The following is a 17,498-nucleotide window of genomic DNA, read 5'->3' on the forward strand; positions in this document are numbered from 1 at the left end:
TCCGCCAGGGACCACCAGAAAGCCCCCGGCCGGGTCGACTCCCGCGGCTCGCTGCGCGCGGTCGCTCCCGGCGGTCGCTCACGTGCTTGCGTCGCCGGGGGTCGCCGACCCGCCCCCGCCCTTTCAATCCACCAGGCTGACGGCTGAGCGACTCCACGAAACCGCCGGCGGTATCCGTCTCTGAACAGTGCCCCGCGTCCCGGTCCCGACGTCGACGATCCTCGCGCCGGCCCCTCGACAGTCAAGCCGCCGGCGCGACGATCTCTCGCCCGTCACACCGCCGGCGCGGTGATCCGCTGCCCACCGAACCGCCGCTCCCTCCGCCGCCCGCCGATCACCCGCCGGCCGTCGGTTCCCCCGCGGGCGTCTCCGCCTTCGCGCTCGCTTCCGTCGATTCCGCCGACGCGGTCCGCGTCGACGGACCCGGCTCTATCTCCGACGCGTTCGACGCCTTCGACGCGATCCGGGCCCCACCCGAGCCGAGCACGAGCGTGCCGTTCGGCTCGACGGAAAAGCGGAGGGGGTCGGGCGGGGGACACAGCGTCCAGTCGCCGGTGACGCGCTCGCCCGCGTCGAGTTCGGCGGCGACGCGGTAGCGGCCGCCCGAGCGGGGGAGGCGGACGTCCGGAGAGCGGGTCGTCCGCGGCGGAAGGCCGAACGCCCGCTCGACCGCGACCTCCCCGTCGACGTCGACTCGCACCCGCAGGCGGTGTTCGCGGTCGTCGCGGTTGCCGACGGCCTCGATCCGGGGGCGGTCGGCGCGTCCCCGGGACCCGTCGCACGTCGGGCGAACCTCGTCCGTTCCGACGTCGAAAAACAGCACGCCCTCCTCGGGAACGTGCCACTCGTAGTCCCGCTCGTCGCCGCCGTACGCCACCGAGAGGTCGAACGTCGCCTCGGCCCGGGCGACCGGGACGGCGAGGCGCACCTCGGGGGCACCTCGTAGCGGTAGTCGACGAGCGTCCGCTTGCCGGTGCGGACGGCGAGGGCGACCGACCGCGGCGCTTCGGCGCGGTTCGCGAACACGACCCCGGACGTGCCGTGTCGCCGACCGTCCGCCCCGTCCTCGAACGGCAGTTCGACGGCCCCGCCGGACGCCCGGATCGGCCGACACGCCGGATCGCAGAGGACGTGCTGTTCGACGTGGATCTCGTCGTCGATCCCGACGAAAAGCGGGCGCGACTCGGGACCGACGACCCACTGGAAGGCCCGGCGCGCCCCGCTGTCGGTGTCAACGACGACGGGGTACAGCCCGATCTTCGCGACGAGCCCCCCGTAGGTCCGCTCTTCGCCCGCCTCGACGGTTCCGTTGTCGTAGAGGATCGTCCGCCCGTCCTCGGTCTCGACCGCGACGGTCACGTATCGCTCGCGGTCGGTCGCGTTGTGCACGGAGAGCCCGAGCGGCCGATCGATATTTTCGTCCGGGTCGTCCGAGCGGTACGGCAGGGAGACGGGTTCCGGGGTCGCGGTCGGCGTTCCGGTCGCTTCCCTCTCCCCGTCGAGCATTCGCGTCGAACAGCCGGCGAGGCCGACTGTCGCGGCGGCCAGCAGGGCGCGACGGCGCATGGACGTTCGTTTCTCCCGGACGAGAAAAAGATCGCGCCGACCGAATCGGCACGTCCCGCACCTTTCAGCTCTCGGACCGCAGGAACCGACGGCCGGTCTCCGCGAGTACCTCCCCGGCGGTGAGGACCTCCGACCAGGCGATCGTCTCGTCCGGAAAGTGCGCCTGGTCGACGGAGCCGGGGCCGAACACCACCGTCGGAATGCCGGCGGCGACGTAGTGCCTGGAGTCGGCCCCGTACGTCTCGCCCCTGGGTTCGGAGTCGGACAACCCGCGGTCGGCCATCGCCTCGCGCAGGGCGGCGACGATCGGCTCGTCGGGCGCGATCTCGGCGGCTTCGAACTGCACCGAGAACCGCTCGAACGCGGGCGGGTGCGCCGAGAGCCACTCGCTCGCGTCGACGACGGCGTCGAGCGCGCGGGCGAACTCCGCCTCCACCTCGTCGACCGTCTCCCCCGGCGCGACCCCCAGCCGGAGTTCGGCGACGAGCGACGACGGGACGCTCGACGCCCACGATCCGGCCTCCACGGTGCCGACGTTGATCGGCCAGGGGTTGTCGAAGCGCTCGTACAGCGGGTGCGTGACCCGTTCGGCCCGCTCGGCCTCCAGGTCCGCGAACGCCGCGCGGACGCGCTCGAAGTGCGGGAGCACCGACTCCCCCCGCCAGGCTCGGGCCGCGTGGGCCGATCGACCGGTGAGGCGGAGGCGCTTCATGACGCTCCCCTCGGTCGCGATCACGGGGCGGAGTTCGGTCGGCTCGGTGACGACGGCGGCGTCGCGCTCGAAAGGGTACGGGTTGTCCATCGCCGCCGCGGCCGCGCCGACGCCGCCGTCCTCCTCGCCGGCGACGCTCTCGACGACGATCCTCCCGTCGAGCCCCTCGGCGGTGTCCTTCAGGTGGCGCGCGGCGAAGACGCCGACGGCGGTGCCGCACTTCATGTCGGCCGCGCCGCGGGCGACGAGGTCGTCCCCCCGCCAGGTCGGCTCGAACGGGTCGCTCGTCCACAGCTCGCGGTCGGCCGGGACGACGTCGACGTGGCCGTTCAGGACGAGCGTCGGGCCCGCCTCCGGATCGCCGAACTCCAGCACCCCGCCGACGCTGGGTCGGTCGACGATCGCCTCGTCCGCCAGGTCGGCCGGGAACGACGGGTGCTCCGCGAGCCGTTCGGGATCGGCGGTCCAGACGAACGTCTCGAACCCGAGCCCCTCCAGCCGCTCGGCGAACCACTCCTGGGCCGGTCGTTCGTCACACGCCGTCGTGTCGAACCGCAGCAACGACTCGACGAACTCCCGGAGCTCGTCCTCGTATCGGTCGGTGAATGACATCAGTGGCAGAATCTCTGTCCCCTGATCCGCCCAACGGCATAATAAACGTGCCGTCCTCCCGAACGGCAGTGTTCAGATAGGCGATTGCAGGCCGGACACCCGACGCGGGGTGGGAGTGACCGGGACCGCCGTCTCGACGACGGCCGACGACGAAAGGACCGCAGGATGGCGTCCGAGGACCGCAGCGAGTCGCCCGAGTCGAGACGGCGGGGGCGTTCGAGGAGGTCTCTGTCTCGCTGTCGACTCCAACCCTCTGAGCTGAACAGTACCTCCCGAACGGCGTCGAAACGACCGCGAAGGACGAGTCTCGAACGCCGACGGATTTGAGGAAGTTATTTATCACACTACTTGAAAGAGTCCCCGTGACACTCGATATCAATCGACGGAACGTGCTCAAGGCGACCGCCGGGCTGAGCGCGGCCGGGCTCACCGGTACGGCCGGCTGCCTCGGCGGCGGGAGCGGCGGCTCTTCGCGGGCTCCGACGGACGTCACGGAGTGGCCGCCGGAGGACCTCGAAGGGAACCTCAACCTGTGGAACTGGTACGACGACTGGGCCGAGTACGCCAAAGAGGAGTTCGGCAACGAGTTCGGCGTCACCGTCACGAACAGCGGCTACTCCTCGCCGGACCAGTGGTACGCGAAGCTCCAGTCGGGGAACAGCGAGATCGACAACATCGCCGCGACGACGAACTGGGTCGAGCGATCCATCGAGAACGACTTCCTCCACGAACTACCCGTGGACATCATGCCGGCGTGGGAGAACATCACGGACCGCGTCAAGGACGTCAGCTCCTACCAGAAGGACGGTAAAACGTACGCCGTCCCCGAATCGCTGGTGCTGTACCCCCTGACGTACAACGAGGAGTACTTCGACGAGGAACCGCGCTCGTGGGACGTCCTCTGGGACGAGGCGCACAAGGACAGGATCGTGATGTGGGACAACAGCACGGTTTCGTGTCAGATCGCGGCGCTGTACACCGGTCAGGACCCCATCGAGCCCGACGATTTCGGCGAGATCGAGGAGGTGCTCAAACAGCAGAAGCCCCTGCTCAAGACCTACTGGGGCGACTACCAGCAGGGGATGAGCCTGTTCGTCAACGAGGAGGCCGTCGCCGGCCCGCTCACCATGGGGCGGACGTACACCGCCCGGTTCGGCGAGGGCGCGCCGGTCAACTACACCGCGCCCGACGAGGGGGCGATGTACACGAGCGACCTGTTCGTCATCCCCAAGGGCGCGCCGAACCCGATCGCCAGCCTCCAGTTCACGAACTGGGCTTCGGAGAAGAAGCACGCGACGAAGCTGTTCGAGACGATGGGGTACATGCCCGCCGTGGACATCGGCAGCGAGCTCTCCGAGGAGGACCGAACGTTCACCGAGTGGCCAGACAGCTGGAACCTGGTCTTCTCGGCGACCCTCTCCGACGAAGTCCGCTCGAAGTACGACGAGATCTGGACCGCGGTCAAGGCCGCCTAGTCATCGATGTCGCTGCTCACCGTTTCCAATCTCACAAAGCGGTTCGGAGACCTGACCGCGGTCGACGGCGCTTCGTTCGACATCGAGGACGGGGAGTTCGTCTCGATTCTCGGGCCGAGCGGCTCCGGGAAGTCGACGATCCTCCGGATGGTGGCCGGGTTCGAAGCGCCCACGGCGGGGTCGATGACGCTCGACGGGAACAGCCTCGTCGGCGTGCCGCCGTTCGAGCGCGACCTGAACATGGTGTTTCAGAACCTGGCGCTTTTCCCCCACCTCACGGTCGCGGAGAACATCGGTTACGGGCTGAAGCAGTCCGGCGTCCCGAAGGGCGAACGGAAGGACCGCACCGCGGCGATGCTGGAGATGGTCCACCTCGAAGGGTACGGCGACAGGAATCCGGACGAACTCTCCGGCGGCGAGCAGCAGCGCGTCGCACTCGCCCGGGCGCTGGTGAACGAACCCGCCCTGGTCCTCTTCGACGAGCCGCTGTCGTCGCTCGACCGCAAGCTGCGCCAGCATATGCAGTCGGAGCTTCAGCGCATCCAGGCGGAGACCGGCATCACGTTCCTGTACGTGACCCACGATCAGGAAGTCGCGCTGTCGGTCTCCGACCGACTCATCGTCCTCAACGACGGCCGGATCGAGCAGGTCGGCCCCGTCGAGGAGCTGTACGACGAGCCGGCGACCGCGTTCGTCGCGGACTTCATCGGCGACGTCAACGCGATCTCCGCGACGGTCGTCGAACGCGACGGGGAGCATCTCACGCTCGACGCCGGGACGGCGACGAACCTGCGCGCCCGGACGGACGGCCGGTGGCAGCCCGGTGACCGAATCGACGTCTGCGTCCGGCCGCACGAGGTCCGTCTGCTGGACGCCGTCGGGGACGCGCGGTCGTTCGCGACGAGGGGAACCGTCCGAACGCGGAGCTACCAGGGAAGTGACATCGTCTACACCGTCGAAACGGAGTGGGGCCCCCTCACCGTGAACGCCCGCGAGCGGGGGCACGCCGTCGGCGACGAGGTCGCGGTCACCTGGGACGCGGCGGACGCGCACCTGTTCCCGGCGGGGGAGTCCGACGCGGAGTCCGAATCGACCGACGCGACCGCGGAGCGATCGGCCTCCGAATCGGACCGGGCGCGTCCGGAGGGAGCCTGATGGCCGAGGCCGCGTCGACGGAGGAACGATCGACGGGGAGGAACCGGCGGGTGCGGGCCCTCGTGACGTACCTCCGGGACCGCCGGCGGCTCCGAACGTCGCTCGTCGCCGGCCCGCCCTACGCGGTCCTGGTGCTGTTCTTCGCGCTCCCAGTGCTGACGATGCTCGTCATTTCGTTTCGACTCGGAAGCATCACCGGCCCGTTCACGCTCGACAACTACGCGAACTTCCTCGCGTCGGACACCTACCGCACGGTCCTCTGGCGGACGCTCCTCGTCACCGTCGAGGTCACCGCGATCGTGACCGTCGTCGGCTACGCGCTCGCCTACAGCATCGTCCGGTTCTCCCGGCGGACGACGCTGCTCCTCCTCCTCGTCATCCTGCCGTTCTGGACGAGCTACATCATCCGCATGTACGCCTGGATCAACATCCTCCAGAGCGGCGGCGTTCTCGATTCGACGCTCGTGCTGCTGCGCGTCGTGGACGGACCGGTCGGGCTGCTGTACTCCCAGGAGGCCGTGCTCATCGGCTTCACCTACGTCTGGCTCCCGCTCGCCGTGCTACCGTTCTACGCCTCGCTCTCGAACATGGATCCGGACCTCATCGAGGCCGCCAAGGACCTCGGTGCCGGTCCCATCAAGGCCTTCTTCACGGTCACGCTGCCGACGACGGCGAACGGGGTCGTCACGGGGATCATCCTCGTGTTCATCCCGACGTTCGGGTCGTTCATCACCCCGCGGCTGCTCGGCGGGACGAACAGCATCATGATCGGCATGGTCATCGAGAACCAGTTCAAGTCCGCCTTCAACTACCCGTTCGGCGCGGCGATCGGGATGATCATCTCGGCGGTCGTCGTGGCGGTGCTCCTGTTCGGGGCGCGCGGCGGCGGCACCCTCTTCGCCGGGGGTGACGGACCGTGAACGCCCTCGACGGCGCGCTACGCCCGCTCGAACGGCTCGTCCAGCGCCACGGGAGCCGTCTGGCGCGCGTCGTCATGGTCGCGGTGTTCGCGTTCCTCTGGCTCCCGATCGGGGTGCTGGTCCTCATGTCGTTCGCGGAGGGGGGCGTCCTCTCGTTCCCGCCGGAGGAGCTCACGCTCCGGTGGTACGGCGCGTTCCTCTCGAACGACACCGCGCGTCGCGCCATCGCGTTGACCCTCAAGATAAGCACCGTCGCGACGGCGGTGACTGTCGCGCTGTCGACGCTCATCGCGTACGCGGTGGACCGGTTCGAATTCCCGGGAAAGGGTCTGCTACAGTTACTCGCCACGCTCCCCATCGTCGTTCCGCTGGTGGTCACGGGCGTCGCGCTGGTGCTGTTCTTCGGCACGATCAACCTCGGCTCGGGCTACTGGTCGGTCGTCGTCGCGCACGTCGTCCGGACGATCCCGTTCGCCACGCTCGTCATCCTGCCGACCTTCCTCACCTTCGATCGGCGGCTCGAAGAGGCCTCGAAGGACCTCGGAGCCGACGAACTCGAAACGTTCGTCCAGGTCACCCTGCCGAACGTGTTTCCCGGGATTCTCGCCGGCGGGCTGCTCGCCTTCACGATCTCGTTCAACGAGTTCGTCTTCACCTACTTCGTGAAGGGGTCGGGGCAGTCGACGCTGCCCGTCTACATCTGGGACCAGATCCGGTACAACGTCACCCCCGAGGTGAACGTCATCAGCGTCGTGTTCCTGCTCGTCGCGGTCTCCATGGTGCTCGTCGCGGTGTCGCTCACGCGGGTTGAGCTGCTGGCCCGGCGGTAGCGTACCGCCCGACCCGCCGCGGCCTCGCGCCCCACCTCGCAGACGAAGCCGCTTTACCCGCCGACCCGATACGTCCCTCCAATGAGCGAGCCGAGCCCCGAAGTGTACGAGCGCGGGCGCGGGATGGACGCGCACAACAAGGTGATGCGCGAGATCCGCGCGCAGAAGGAGAAACGCTACGACCCCCACGAGCCGACGCGCGTCTGGATCGACGAGGACAACACCCCGGACGGGGTGTACCAGTCGCTCACGATCATCCTCAACACCGGCGGCTGCCGGTGGGCCCGCGCCGGCGGCTGTACGATGTGCGGGTACGTCGCCGAGTCCGTCGAGGGCGGCAGCGTCAGCCACGAGGCGCTTTCGGACCAGATCGAGGTCTGCCTCGACCACGAGGAGGAGAACGCCGACGAGGAGTCCGGGCTGATCAAGATCTACACCTCCGGATCGTTCCTCGACGAGCGCGAGGTGCCCGCCGAGACGCGGCGGGCCGTCGCCGAGACGTTCGCCGACCGCGACCGCATCGTCGTCGAGTCCCTCCCCGATTTCGTCTCCCGCGAGAAGCTGGCGGACTTCACCGGCGTCGGCCTGGAGACGGACGTGGCGGTCGGCCTCGAAACCGCGACGGACCGCGTCCGCCGCGACTGCGTGAACAAGTACTTCGACTTCGAGGACTTCGTCGCCGCGAGCGAGGAGGCGGACGCGGCGGGAGCGGGCATCAAGGCGTACCTGCTCATGAAGCCGCCGTTCCTCTCGGAGCCGGAGGCCGTCGAGGACATGAAGCGGTCGATCCGCCGCTGCGCCGAGTACGCCCACACGGTGTCGATGAACCCCTGCAACGTCCAGCGGTACACGATGGTCGACGAGCTGCACTTCCGCGGCGGCTACCGCCCGCCGTGGCTGTGGTCCGTCGCCGAGGTGCTGCGCGACACCGCCGACGTCGACGCCATCGTCGTCTCCGATCCCGTGGGCCACGGCTCCGACCGCGGCCCGCACAACTGCGGCGAGTGCGACGACCGCGTCCAGACGGCGATCAAGGACTTCGACCTCCGGCAGGACCCGACGGTGTTCGAACAGGTCTCCTGCGACTGCGAGGCGACGTGGCGGGTCGTCATGGACGAGGAGACGAGCTACGGGATGCCGCTCGCCCGATAATCGAACTCACGCCGGCGCGCGTCTCCCCCGCTTTCGCGCCCTGACCCCTCCGTGTTCCGCTTTTCGTTCACCGATCCCTGTTCCCGTTTCCCGTTTCGCGCGCCCTACCGATCGTTCGTCCCCCGTTTTGCGGCCATTACCGACCGATCGTGCGGCCGTAAGCGGCTCGTAACGAAACTGGAAGCGCCCGTCCGACAGCACGGCGACCGGCGCACCCGGCCGCAAGGAGACGGAGATGGACGAGAACGACGGACGGTTCACGGCGCTCTACTGCACCGACGGGTGGTTCGAGATCCGGGAGGACGGCAACCCGGAGGGATGGATCGCGACGGACGCGGCGGTCTGGATCCCGACGTAGCGCGGGCGGCGACCGCGGAGGCTTCCGGTCGCGCCCGCGGGGAGCGACGCGCAGGCGGCGGCCGACCATTTATTACACTCTCCCGCACAGTCCGAGATACGAACACGACGGTTCGGGTGAAAAAATGCGCAGGAAGGCGGCGGAAGATCACGCGGCGCTCGTTCGACTCGTCACGAAGCGGCTGGGCTTTCTCGAACGGCTCGGGTCGTCCCGGCTCGAAAAGCGCGAGCTGGTCGACGAACTCGACTGCTCGCGGTCGACCGTCGACCGCGCCGTCCGCGAACTCGAACTCGCCGACCTCGTCCGCCGCGTCGACGGCGGCTACGAGACGACACTCGCCGGCGAGCTGATCGCGGACCGCCACCGCGAGTACGTCGGCGACGTCGCCGACGTGCTCGACGCGAATCCGGTGCTCGCGTCGCTCCCCGCCGGCGCGCCCGTCGACGCCGCGATGCTCCTCGGGGCCGACGTCCGGAGCGTCGACGACTCGACGGTCGACGGCGTGCTCGACTACGTCCACCGGCGCGTCGGGGACGCGGACGGGCTTCGAATCGTCGCCCCCGACGGGCTCGATCCGCGGTTGCTCGACGTCTCCCGGGCCCGGATCGGGGAGGGCGAAATCCCGACGGAACTGGTCGCCGATCCCGCGCTGTTCACGCGGTACCGCCCCCGGCTCGCCGGCACGGTCGCGGCGATCGCCGAGAACGACGGCGAAGCGGCGTTCTCGCCCGAAACGCCGCCGTTCGCGCTCTTTCTCGTCGAGCGGGACGGCGACCGGACGGCCCTCGTCGTCGTCCACGACGGCGATCGGACGGTCAGCGGCGCGCTCGGGAACGGCACGGACGCCGCGGTCCGGTGGGCCGAGTCGTTGTACGACCGCGTCCGCGCCGACGCGACGGACGTGACCGGTCGGATCGATCCGACCGTCGACGGAGGCTCCGCCGCCACGGAGTGGGACGGCGGTCCCGATTTCTTCCGCGGGATCGCCGCGGCGCGGGACGCGGATCGGTCGCCCCCGGCGGCGGGCCGCCTCGGCGTCCCCGACGGGGAGTTCGAACGGGTCGCGCTCGAATCGGAGGGCTTCGTCCGGCTCTCGGAGACGTACTTCGAGGGGCGACGACCCGCGGAGCCGGCGACGTGCTGGCGAACCGGGTTCGACCTCGTCGAAGTCGGCGCGGGGTACGCCATCGACCGCGAGTACGAACGCGGCGGCGAGCGGCGGAACCTCACGGACGACCTGCTCGATCGGCTGGGGGACGGCGTCGACCACGTCGTCGTCGGTCCCCCCGGTTCCGGCAAGAGCACGGTCTGCAAGTCGGTCGCCTGCCGCTGGTACCGCGAGGGCCGCGGCGCGGTGTTCTACCGCGCCGGCGGCGACGGCACGGCGTTCACGAACGAGGCGGTGCTGCGGGCGCACCTCCGGCGGGCGGAGGGGCACGCCCTCGTCGTCGTGGAGGACGCCGTCAGGAGCGAGGCGAACGCGGCGCTCTGGCTCGCGACGGCGTTCCGGGGGCGGTCGGACGTCACGTTCCTGTTCGACGCGCGGGACGGGGAGTGGCGGGATCCGGAGAGCCTGCCGATCGACGCGGGCGTCGAGGTCTACCGGACCGACGACGTCGAACTCGTCCGGGTGCCGGGGATCGACGAGACGGAGTGTCGGCGGCTCGTCCGCCGGTTCGAGGAGACCACGGGCCGCGCCGTCGACGCGACGGCCGAGCACCTGCTGCGCGAGATCCGCACGGGGTCGAGCGCCGACTCGGCCGCCGAGGCCCGCCCCGACGAACTGCTGTTGTTGCTCCACCGGCTCTCGCTGTTCGCCGATCCCCTCGCCGGGTACGACTCGAACACCTCCACGTCGCTCCTGGCGGACATCCGGCGGACCCTCGCGCTCCTCCGCGACGCCGACGGGGAGGGCGACCTCGCGATGGACGTGGGCGTTCTCGTCAACCTCCTCAACGCGACCGGCGTCGGCGTCCACCCCGAACTGATTCACGCGGTCGACGACGACCACGGCGCGGTTCGCGCCGCCCTCTCCCTCCTGGAAGGCAGCGTCCTCTTCGGGCGCGACGGCCCGTCCGAGGGCGGGCGGCCGAGGTACCGGACCGTCCACGAGTCGTGGTCGACGACCTTTCTGACGACGCTGTTCGAGCGGGAGTCGCTCCCGGCGGCGCAGGCGCGGTTCGGGCGGTGCGTCACGGCGCTCCTGTCGCTCGCGGACGACGCGGAGCGGCGCGAGCGGATCGACTGGGAGTTCGAAGGCGACGCCCCGCGCGTGGCCGAGATCGCGGCGTCCCCGCGGGAGTGGGCCGACCGGATCGTCGAGCGCCTGTTCGCCTTCGGCCGGGAGCACCCGGGACTCGCCCCGCTTTTCGGAAAGAGCGGGTACTCGCACATCGAACTCCCGGCGACCTGCTCGCCCGACCTGTCGGTGCGCTGCACGAAGTGGCGCGGTCGGATGTGCCTCGACGGCGGCTACTTCGACAGGGCGGAACACGAGTTCGAGCGCCTCCGCGAGACCGTGTCCGGGGGGCCGCCGCCCGGCGTATCCGCGTCGACCGCGGCGGAACTCGACGCGTGGGGGCTGCGGTCGCTCGGCGCGCTCGCCCGGCGACGGGGGAACCTCGACCGCGCGGAGGCGTACGCGCGCCGGAGCCTCGACCGCTCCCGCGAGATCGACGACACGCAGGGCGAGGCGGACTGTCTCAACCACCTCGGCGCGGTCGCCTGGTCCCGCGGCGACCTCGACGGGGCGGAGCGGTACTTCTCGCGGAGCCTCGACGTCAAGCGCGACCTCGGCGACCGCCGCGGCGAGGCGAACTGCCTCAACAACCTCGGCATCGTGGCCCTGGTCCGCGGGGAGATCGGCGCGGCCGAGACGTACCTGCGCCGGAGCCTCGACGCGAGACACGAACTCGGGGACGCGAGCGGCGAGGCGAGCGGCCTGACGAACCTCGGCGTCATCGCCCGCGACCGCGGGGAGTACGACGCGGCCGCGACCCGCGCGACGCGCAGTCTCGACATCTGGCGGGAGATCGGCGACGCCCACGGCGAGGCGAACGGCCTCTTCCTGCTCGGCCAGATCGAACGTCGGCGCGGGAACCTGGAAACGGCGGCCGAGTACGCCGCACGCAGCCTCGACGTCCGGCGGCGGATCGGCGACGCCCACGGCGAGGCTGACTCGCTCCGGCTGCGCGGCGAACTCGCCCGGGAGCGCGGCGAGACGGCGACCGGCCGGGCCCGCGCCGAGGAGTCGCTCGCGATCTACCGGGAGATCGGCGACGACCGGGGGGAGGCGCAGGCGCTCGCCCTCCTCGGCGGCCTCGCCTGCGACGCCGGCGATCCGGCCGCGGCCGAGCGACACGCCGAGGCGTGTCTCGCGCTCAGGGGCGACGTGACCGATCGGGGGGTCGCCGACGCGCTCAGGGTGCGCGGCGCGGCCGCCCGGGGCCTCGGGAACCGCGAGGAGGCACGACGCCACCTCGAACGGAGCCTCGACATCTGCCGCGAGAAGGGGTACAGGCACGCGGAAGCCGACGCGCGGGTCGAACTCGGCGCGCTCCGCCGCGACGGGGGCGACCTCGTCGGCGCCCGAGAGCAGTTCGACGCGGCGGGCGCGATCTACCGGGAGATCGGCGCGGCGCGGGACGCGCTCTCCGCGCTGCGGCGGCTGTGCGCCGTCTCGGAGCGGCTCGACGGCGCGGCCGCGGCGGCGGAGCGCTGCGAGGACGCGCTGGCGCTCGCCCGCGAGGCGGCCCTCGACGACGAGGCGGACGCGTTCGAAGGGGAGCTGCGGCGGCTGCGCGCCGGGAGCGACGAAGCGGCGTAGCGCGAGCGCGTATCGCGAGCAGCGTCTCGCGACCCAACCGTCGCAGCGCCGGAGTCACCCGCCGCCGACGGTGGCGCGCGAGCGGCGTCAGTCGGCGACCCGGAAGCCGGAGAGGATCCCCTGTCCGTCCGTTCCGGCGCGGAGGTCCGGCAGGGTCGCGCGCTCGGGGTGAGGCATCAGCACCGCGACCGTGTCGCGCTCGCCGAGCACGCCCGCGACGTTTCCGGTCGAGCCGTTCGGGTTCGCCGCCTCGGTGACCTCGCCGTCGGCGTCGCAGTAGCGGAACAGGATCCGGTCCTCGGCCTCCAGACGCTCGTACCGGTCGGGCGCGATCTCGAAGCGCCCCTCGCCGTGGGCGATGGGGAGGGAGATCACCTCCCCCTCGTCGTAGGCGCGGGTCCACGGGGTGTCCGCGTTCTCGACGCGGAGGGTCGCGTGCTCGCACTGGAAGCGGGCGCTCCGGTTGGTCGTGAACGCCCCGTCGGTGAGCCCGGACTCGCACCCGATCTGCGCGCCGTTGCAGACCCCGAGAACCGGCGCGCCGTCGGCCGCGGCCTCCCGGACCTCGGCCATGATCGGCGACCGCGCGGCCATCGCCCCGGCGCGCAGGTAGTCGCCGTAGGAGAAGCCGCCGGGGAGCACGATCCCCGACGCGTCGGCGGGGAGGCCGTCCTCGTGCCAGACGCGGCGGGCGTCGATCCCCAGGTTCGAGAGCGCCCGGACCGCGTCGCGGTCGCAGTTGCTCCCGCCGAACTGCACGACGGCGACCGTCACCGCGACCACCTCCCGCGGCGTCGTCGGGGGGGTACGAGCGGAGCGACGATCCCCGTCATTCCGCCTCGGCGACCTCGACCTCGTAGTCGTGGATGGTCGGGTTCGCCAGGAGCCGCTCCGCCATCTCGCTCGCGCGCTCTTCGGCGGCCCCGCCGTCGGCCGCGTCGAGGTCGATCTCGAAGCGGTCGACCGAGCGGAGCCCGCGGAGTTCGAAGCCGAGCCGTTCGAGGGCGCGCTTCGTCGTCTCCGCCTCCGGATCGAGTACCCCGCGCTTCAGGCGCACCGTCACCGTCGCGGTGTAGGCTGTCATCGGTCGAGAGTGCGCGGTCATGCATCATAGGGGTTTTGGATGCAACCGAATGTGCAAAAACGTGGGTATCGATCGCGGGGTGCCGGTTCGTGCGTCGTCTGTGCGTCGCCGCTCGTGCGCCGCCGCCCGCCCGCTCCTCTCGCCGGTTGAGACGCGCCCGCGGGATTAAGGAGGATCCGAGTTATCTTTCCGAAAGCGAGTCGAGGACTACCGCTCATGCTCGGTGAAATTCCCCCCGATCGATCGTTGAATGCTGCGGAGAACGGAAGGCGTATACGCGTCCCCGGCGCAGGGAGGGACATGTTCGGCCCCGAACAGCCGGAGGTGACGGTATGACGCGCGAGCTAACCGAGATCACGGTCATCGGAGGCGACAAGACCGGACTCATCGCCCGGGTCACCACCCTGCTGTTCGAACGCGGAATCAACATCGAGGACCTCGACCAGGCGGTCAGGGAGGGGATCTTCCGGATGACCCTCCACGCCGACACCTCGGAGATGGTCTGCACCGAGGAGACGCTCCGGGCGGCGCTCGACGAGCTCGCGGACGACCTCGGCGTCGACATCCGGATCCGCTTTCCGGCCGACCGCGAGACGAAGCAGATCGCCGTGCTCGTCACCAGGGAGAGCCACTGCCTCGAAGCCCTGTTCGAGGCGTGGGCCAACGGCGACCTCGGCGCCGACATCGGCGTCGTCATCGGCAACCGCGACTACCTGCGGCCGCTGGCGGAGCACTACGACGTGCCGTTCCACGACGTCGGCGACGAGAAGGGGTCGCCGGACGAGGACGCCCTGCTGGAACTCCTCGACGACTACGAGGTGGACCTCATCGTCCTCGCGCGGTACATGCGAATCCTCGGCCCGAACGTCGTCTTCCGCTACGAGGACCGCATCATCAACATCCACCCGAGCCTGCTGCCGGCGTTCCCGGGGGCGGCGGCGTACCGGCAGGCCAAGGAGGAGGGCGTCCGGATCGCGGGCGTCACCGCCCACTACGTGACGACGGACCTCGACCAGGGGCCGATCATCGCTCAGCGGGCGTTCAACGTCCCCGACGACGCGAGCGTCGACGAGCTCAAGGCCCGTGGCCAGCCGCTCGAAGCTGAAGCCCTCCTGGAGGCGGTGCAGCTCCACCTCAACGACGACGTGACGGTCCACCGCGGCCGGACGAGCCTCCGCGACGGCGCCGGAGACTACCAGCTCGGGATGCCGGAGGAGGCGGACCGGGCGAACCCCGACCGGCCGATCGACGGCAAGGCGGACGTGCTTCGGAACGGGAGCGACGCGGTCGAAGAGACGGACTCCGACGCGCCCGTGCAGTCCGACGACTGATCGACGGCGCGGCTGCGACCGTCGCGCGGCCGAGGCGTCGGGCCCCGGCCGGGGTCACGCTCGGTGCAGAATCCTGTACCCCTGCTTCGCGGCGTCCATCACGGGACTGTTCGACTCGACGTGGTAGTACGGGACGAGGTCGCCGCCGAACTTCGCCTTGTACCTGGACAGGCGCTCGACGTTCGCGCCGAGGAGGTCGTAGCCGGCGATGGTTTCGACCGGCGGATCCGCGGCGAACTCCTCGATGATGCGCCAGTGCAGCAGCGCGTTGACGCTCGACCCCTCGTAGCTCGTCCGGGTGCCGCCGTGCCAGAAGTACGCGAGGTCGTTCGAGTACAGCACCGTGACGCCGCCGACGTACGCCCCGTCGGATCCGCGCGCGACGTACGATCGCGCCCGCTCCCCGAGCGCGTCGACCAGCTCCGTCACGAACCGCTTCGACTTGAGGTGGTCGACGTCCTGCTCCTCGTAGCGGTCCGCGACGTCGTCGTAGATCCGCTCGACCCCGGCGAGTCCCTCGCGCTCGACGGCGACGCCGGCGTCCTCGGCGTCGCGGATCTCCCGGCGCAGGCTCTTGCTGAACGACTTCCGGATCTCGTCGACGTCGCGCGTCAGATCGAGGACGTAGGTGAACCGCGGTTTGACGCGCAGGCCTCGCCAGCCCAGCGGGCGCGGGTCGTCGTAGGCGACGCCGGCTATCATCCAGAGGAGCGAGAGGTGCGAGTCGGCCCGGAGCTCCTCCACCGCGCTTCGGACGAACGTTCGATTGACGCGCTCGCGCTTGCGCCGTTTCGGGCTCGCCGGCATCAACACGGGCCCCAGCCGCTGGATGCCGGACTGCGGCGGCGGCGAAAAGATCGCGCGGCCGACCGACCGCTCCGCGACGAAGGCGGGCAGCGCACCCACGGCCCGATCCCCCTCGTACCCCGCGAGGAGCACGAGTTCGGAATCGGAGTGGCGTTCGATCACTTCGAGGGCTTCCGGCCGGTGGAACACTTCGAACCCGGTATCGGGGAGCACCTCCGCCCACTCCCCGAGGCCGACGCGCTGTATTCGCATGTCGGAACTCCCGCCGGGCGGATCGTTTGTTATTCGTTCCTTACAGCCGAAACTGTCGCGCGTCCCTACAGATTCCGGACCGCGTCGACGGCGGCTTCGACGTCCGGCGCGTCGAACCACTCGCTCCCCGTGTAGGCGTTCGCCCCGGCGGCGTACAGGTCCGAGACCGCCGCAATCACGTCGTCGGGGAGCCCCATCGGCTCCGCGTCGCAGCGGTCGCGCCAGTCGGCGACGCCGCGCTCGTCGGCCTCGTCCTTCGCGGCCGCGACGGCCTCGACCCAGTCGGGCTGCTCGCACTTGTAGTACTGCCGGACGACCTCCTTCGAGACCTCCTGGCCGTCGTAGCTGAAGCGGTTCTCGTCGAACGTGCCGAGCACGTCCGCGACCTTGATCGCGCCGTCGTGGTAGAGACACTCGATCTTGCCGTCCTCGTGGACCAGGCCCGCCCGGGCCGCGCGGTCGGTGAGGATGTGGTTCACCGCGAGCGCGAGCTCCTCGAGGCGGTCGATCTCCGCCGGACCGGCGATCTCGTCGGCCTCCTCGCGGGCGAGGTAGCGGTCCTTCTCTTCGAACTTCGTGGAGAACTCGACGATCGGCTCGGGGAGATCGACCGCCTCCGCGGGCCACTCGTCGAAGCCGAGTCCGAAGTCCGCGGGGTCGGCGCGCTCTCTGAGGCTCGACCCGACGGGGACGGTGTTGCGGAAGACGATTTCGAGGGGGATCAGGTAGTTGTTCCCCACCGCGTCGTAGAACGCGTCGTAGTCGTACCCCGACTCGTACCGCAGGTTCGGCACCTGTACGAGGTCGATCGCCATCTCCCGCGGCGGCTCGGTCGCCTCGCCGAGCTCCTTCACCTCGCCGTCCTCGACGACCCCGCGGTAGTGGGTCGGGACGTGGTTCACGTCCAGGAGCTCGAAGTTGAACGCGCCCATGGTGCAGAGGCTCGCGCCCTTGCGGGGAATCGCGTCGGGCATCTTCCCCCAGTCGAACACGGAGTAGTCGTCGGTGAACACGAAGCGCCCGCGGCCGAGCTCCGTCTCGGTCGGCTCCTCCTCGATCAGGAATTCCTTGACGCTGGTCATACTGTGAAGCGCGGCGGGACGCGGTATGAATCTTTCACTCCCGTGCGTTGTTCGTGCTCCGAATCCGAATACTCTGTGCACGTTCTTGTCCTCTCACGGCGGCGTCCGGACGCCGATCGTCCGGACGGGTAGCGTCCCGACGGTCGGCGGAGCGCGTTGGCGCGCGGTCGTCGGTTCGCGTCGTCGCGCCGTCTCGCCGATCGCTGCCACCCCACCCACCGCCTCCGACACGCCGCGTTCCGCCGCCCGAGATTACTTCACCTGGGCCGCCCATCCTTGCCACATGCTACCCGTCACCCGTCGAGCGTCGATCCCGCGGACCGCCCCGGAGGCGAG

The 17,498-nt window shown here is 70.3% G+C and carries 15 protein-coding genes; 9 read left to right on the plus strand and 6 right to left on the minus strand.

Features of this window, described 5'->3' with window-relative positions:
- Positions 1-334: 334 nt before the first annotated feature.
- Complete coding sequence (locus CNO20_RS01775) at positions 335-928, minus strand: Ig-like domain-containing protein (RefSeq protein WP_101294311.1); 594 nt, start codon at positions 926-928, stop codon at positions 335-337.
- Positions 929-1,041: 113 nt separating this feature from the next.
- Here CNO20_RS01775 and CNO20_RS23635 point away from each other — a divergent pair, with 113 nt between their 5' ends.
- Positions 1,042-1,689 (plus strand): hypothetical protein, encoded by a 648-nt coding sequence (locus CNO20_RS23635; RefSeq protein WP_101294312.1) that lies wholly within the window; start codon positions 1,042-1,044, stop codon positions 1,687-1,689.
- Here CNO20_RS23635 and CNO20_RS01785 read toward each other — a convergent pair.
- Positions 1,631-2,890 carry a M20/M25/M40 family metallo-hydrolase gene (locus tag CNO20_RS01785; RefSeq protein WP_101294313.1) on the minus strand — a complete coding sequence of 420 codons (1,260 nt, stop codon included), beginning with the start codon at positions 2,888-2,890 and terminating at the stop codon, positions 1,631-1,633. The genes CNO20_RS23635 and CNO20_RS01785 overlap by 59 nt on opposite strands.
- A gap of 362 nt (positions 2,891-3,252) precedes the next feature.
- On the opposite strand from CNO20_RS01785, the gene CNO20_RS01790 reads away from it, so the two are divergent.
- The 7 genes from CNO20_RS01790 (at position 3,253) to CNO20_RS01815 (ending at position 12,606) form a co-directional block, all read left to right on the plus strand.
- Positions 3,253-4,365 carry an ABC transporter substrate-binding protein gene (locus CNO20_RS01790; protein ID WP_158237352.1) on the plus strand — a complete coding sequence of 371 codons (1,113 nt, stop codon included), beginning with the start codon at positions 3,253-3,255 and terminating at the stop codon, positions 4,363-4,365.
- A gap of 6 nt (positions 4,366-4,371) precedes the next feature.
- Entirely contained in the window at positions 4,372-5,520 is a 1,149-nt protein-coding gene (locus tag CNO20_RS01795; RefSeq protein ID WP_101294315.1) for an ABC transporter ATP-binding protein, read from the plus strand.
- A complete protein-coding gene (locus tag CNO20_RS01800; RefSeq protein WP_101294316.1) occupies positions 5,520-6,440 on the plus strand; it encodes an ABC transporter permease in 921 nt (306 codons plus the stop codon). The genes CNO20_RS01795 and CNO20_RS01800 overlap by 1 nt, the downstream gene beginning before the upstream one ends.
- Positions 6,437-7,270, plus strand: a complete 834-nt coding sequence (locus tag CNO20_RS01805; RefSeq protein ID WP_233203866.1) for an ABC transporter permease — start codon at positions 6,437-6,439, stop codon at positions 7,268-7,270. Before CNO20_RS01800 ends, CNO20_RS01805 begins: the two co-directional genes overlap by 4 nt.
- 81 nt (positions 7,271-7,351) lie before the next feature.
- Complete coding sequence (locus CNO20_RS01810) at positions 7,352-8,422, plus strand: archaeosine biosynthesis radical SAM protein RaSEA (protein WP_101294317.1); 1,071 nt, start codon at positions 7,352-7,354, stop codon at positions 8,420-8,422.
- Positions 8,423-8,657: 235 nt separating this feature from the next.
- On the plus strand, positions 8,658-8,780 hold the full coding sequence (locus CNO20_RS24015) for a hypothetical protein (RefSeq protein WP_269844111.1): 123 nt from the start codon (positions 8,658-8,660) through the stop codon (positions 8,778-8,780).
- Between the two features lie 124 nt (positions 8,781-8,904).
- Positions 8,905-12,606, plus strand: a complete 3,702-nt coding sequence (locus tag CNO20_RS01815; RefSeq protein WP_101294318.1) for a tetratricopeptide repeat protein — start codon at positions 8,905-8,907, stop codon at positions 12,604-12,606.
- A gap of 87 nt (positions 12,607-12,693) precedes the next feature.
- On the opposite strand, the gene purQ is transcribed toward CNO20_RS01815, so the two are convergent.
- Positions 12,694-13,380 (minus strand): phosphoribosylformylglycinamidine synthase I, encoded by a 687-nt coding sequence (gene purQ, locus CNO20_RS01820; protein WP_101294992.1) that lies wholly within the window; start codon positions 13,378-13,380, stop codon positions 12,694-12,696.
- 55 nt (positions 13,381-13,435) lie between these two features.
- A complete protein-coding gene (gene purS, locus CNO20_RS01825; protein ID WP_101294993.1) occupies positions 13,436-13,690 on the minus strand; it encodes a phosphoribosylformylglycinamidine synthase subunit PurS in 255 nt (84 codons plus the stop codon).
- 332 nt (positions 13,691-14,022) lie between these two features.
- Here purS and CNO20_RS01830 point away from each other — a divergent pair, with 332 nt between their 5' ends.
- Entirely contained in the window at positions 14,023-15,021 is a 999-nt protein-coding gene (locus CNO20_RS01830; protein ID WP_101294319.1) for a formyltetrahydrofolate deformylase, read from the plus strand.
- Positions 15,022-15,075: 54 nt separating this feature from the next.
- On the opposite strand, the gene CNO20_RS01835 is transcribed toward CNO20_RS01830, so the two are convergent.
- Together CNO20_RS01835 and CNO20_RS01840 are read right to left on the minus strand one after the other, a co-directional pair.
- Positions 15,076-16,080: a lipid II:glycine glycyltransferase FemX gene (locus CNO20_RS01835; RefSeq protein WP_101294320.1), complete on the minus strand. Its 1,005-nt coding sequence runs from the start codon at positions 16,078-16,080 to the stop codon at positions 15,076-15,078.
- A 65-nt stretch (positions 16,081-16,145) separates the two neighbouring features.
- Complete coding sequence (locus CNO20_RS01840; RefSeq protein WP_101294321.1) at positions 16,146-17,162, minus strand: phosphoribosylaminoimidazolesuccinocarboxamide synthase; 1,017 nt, start codon at positions 17,160-17,162, stop codon at positions 16,146-16,148.
- Positions 17,163-17,498 lie beyond the last annotated feature (336 nt).

Origin of the sequence: Halegenticoccus soli (genome assembly GCF_002844195.1) — an archaeon.
Taxonomy (GTDB): Archaea; Halobacteriota; Halobacteria; order Halobacteriales; family Haloferacaceae; genus Halegenticoccus; species Halegenticoccus soli.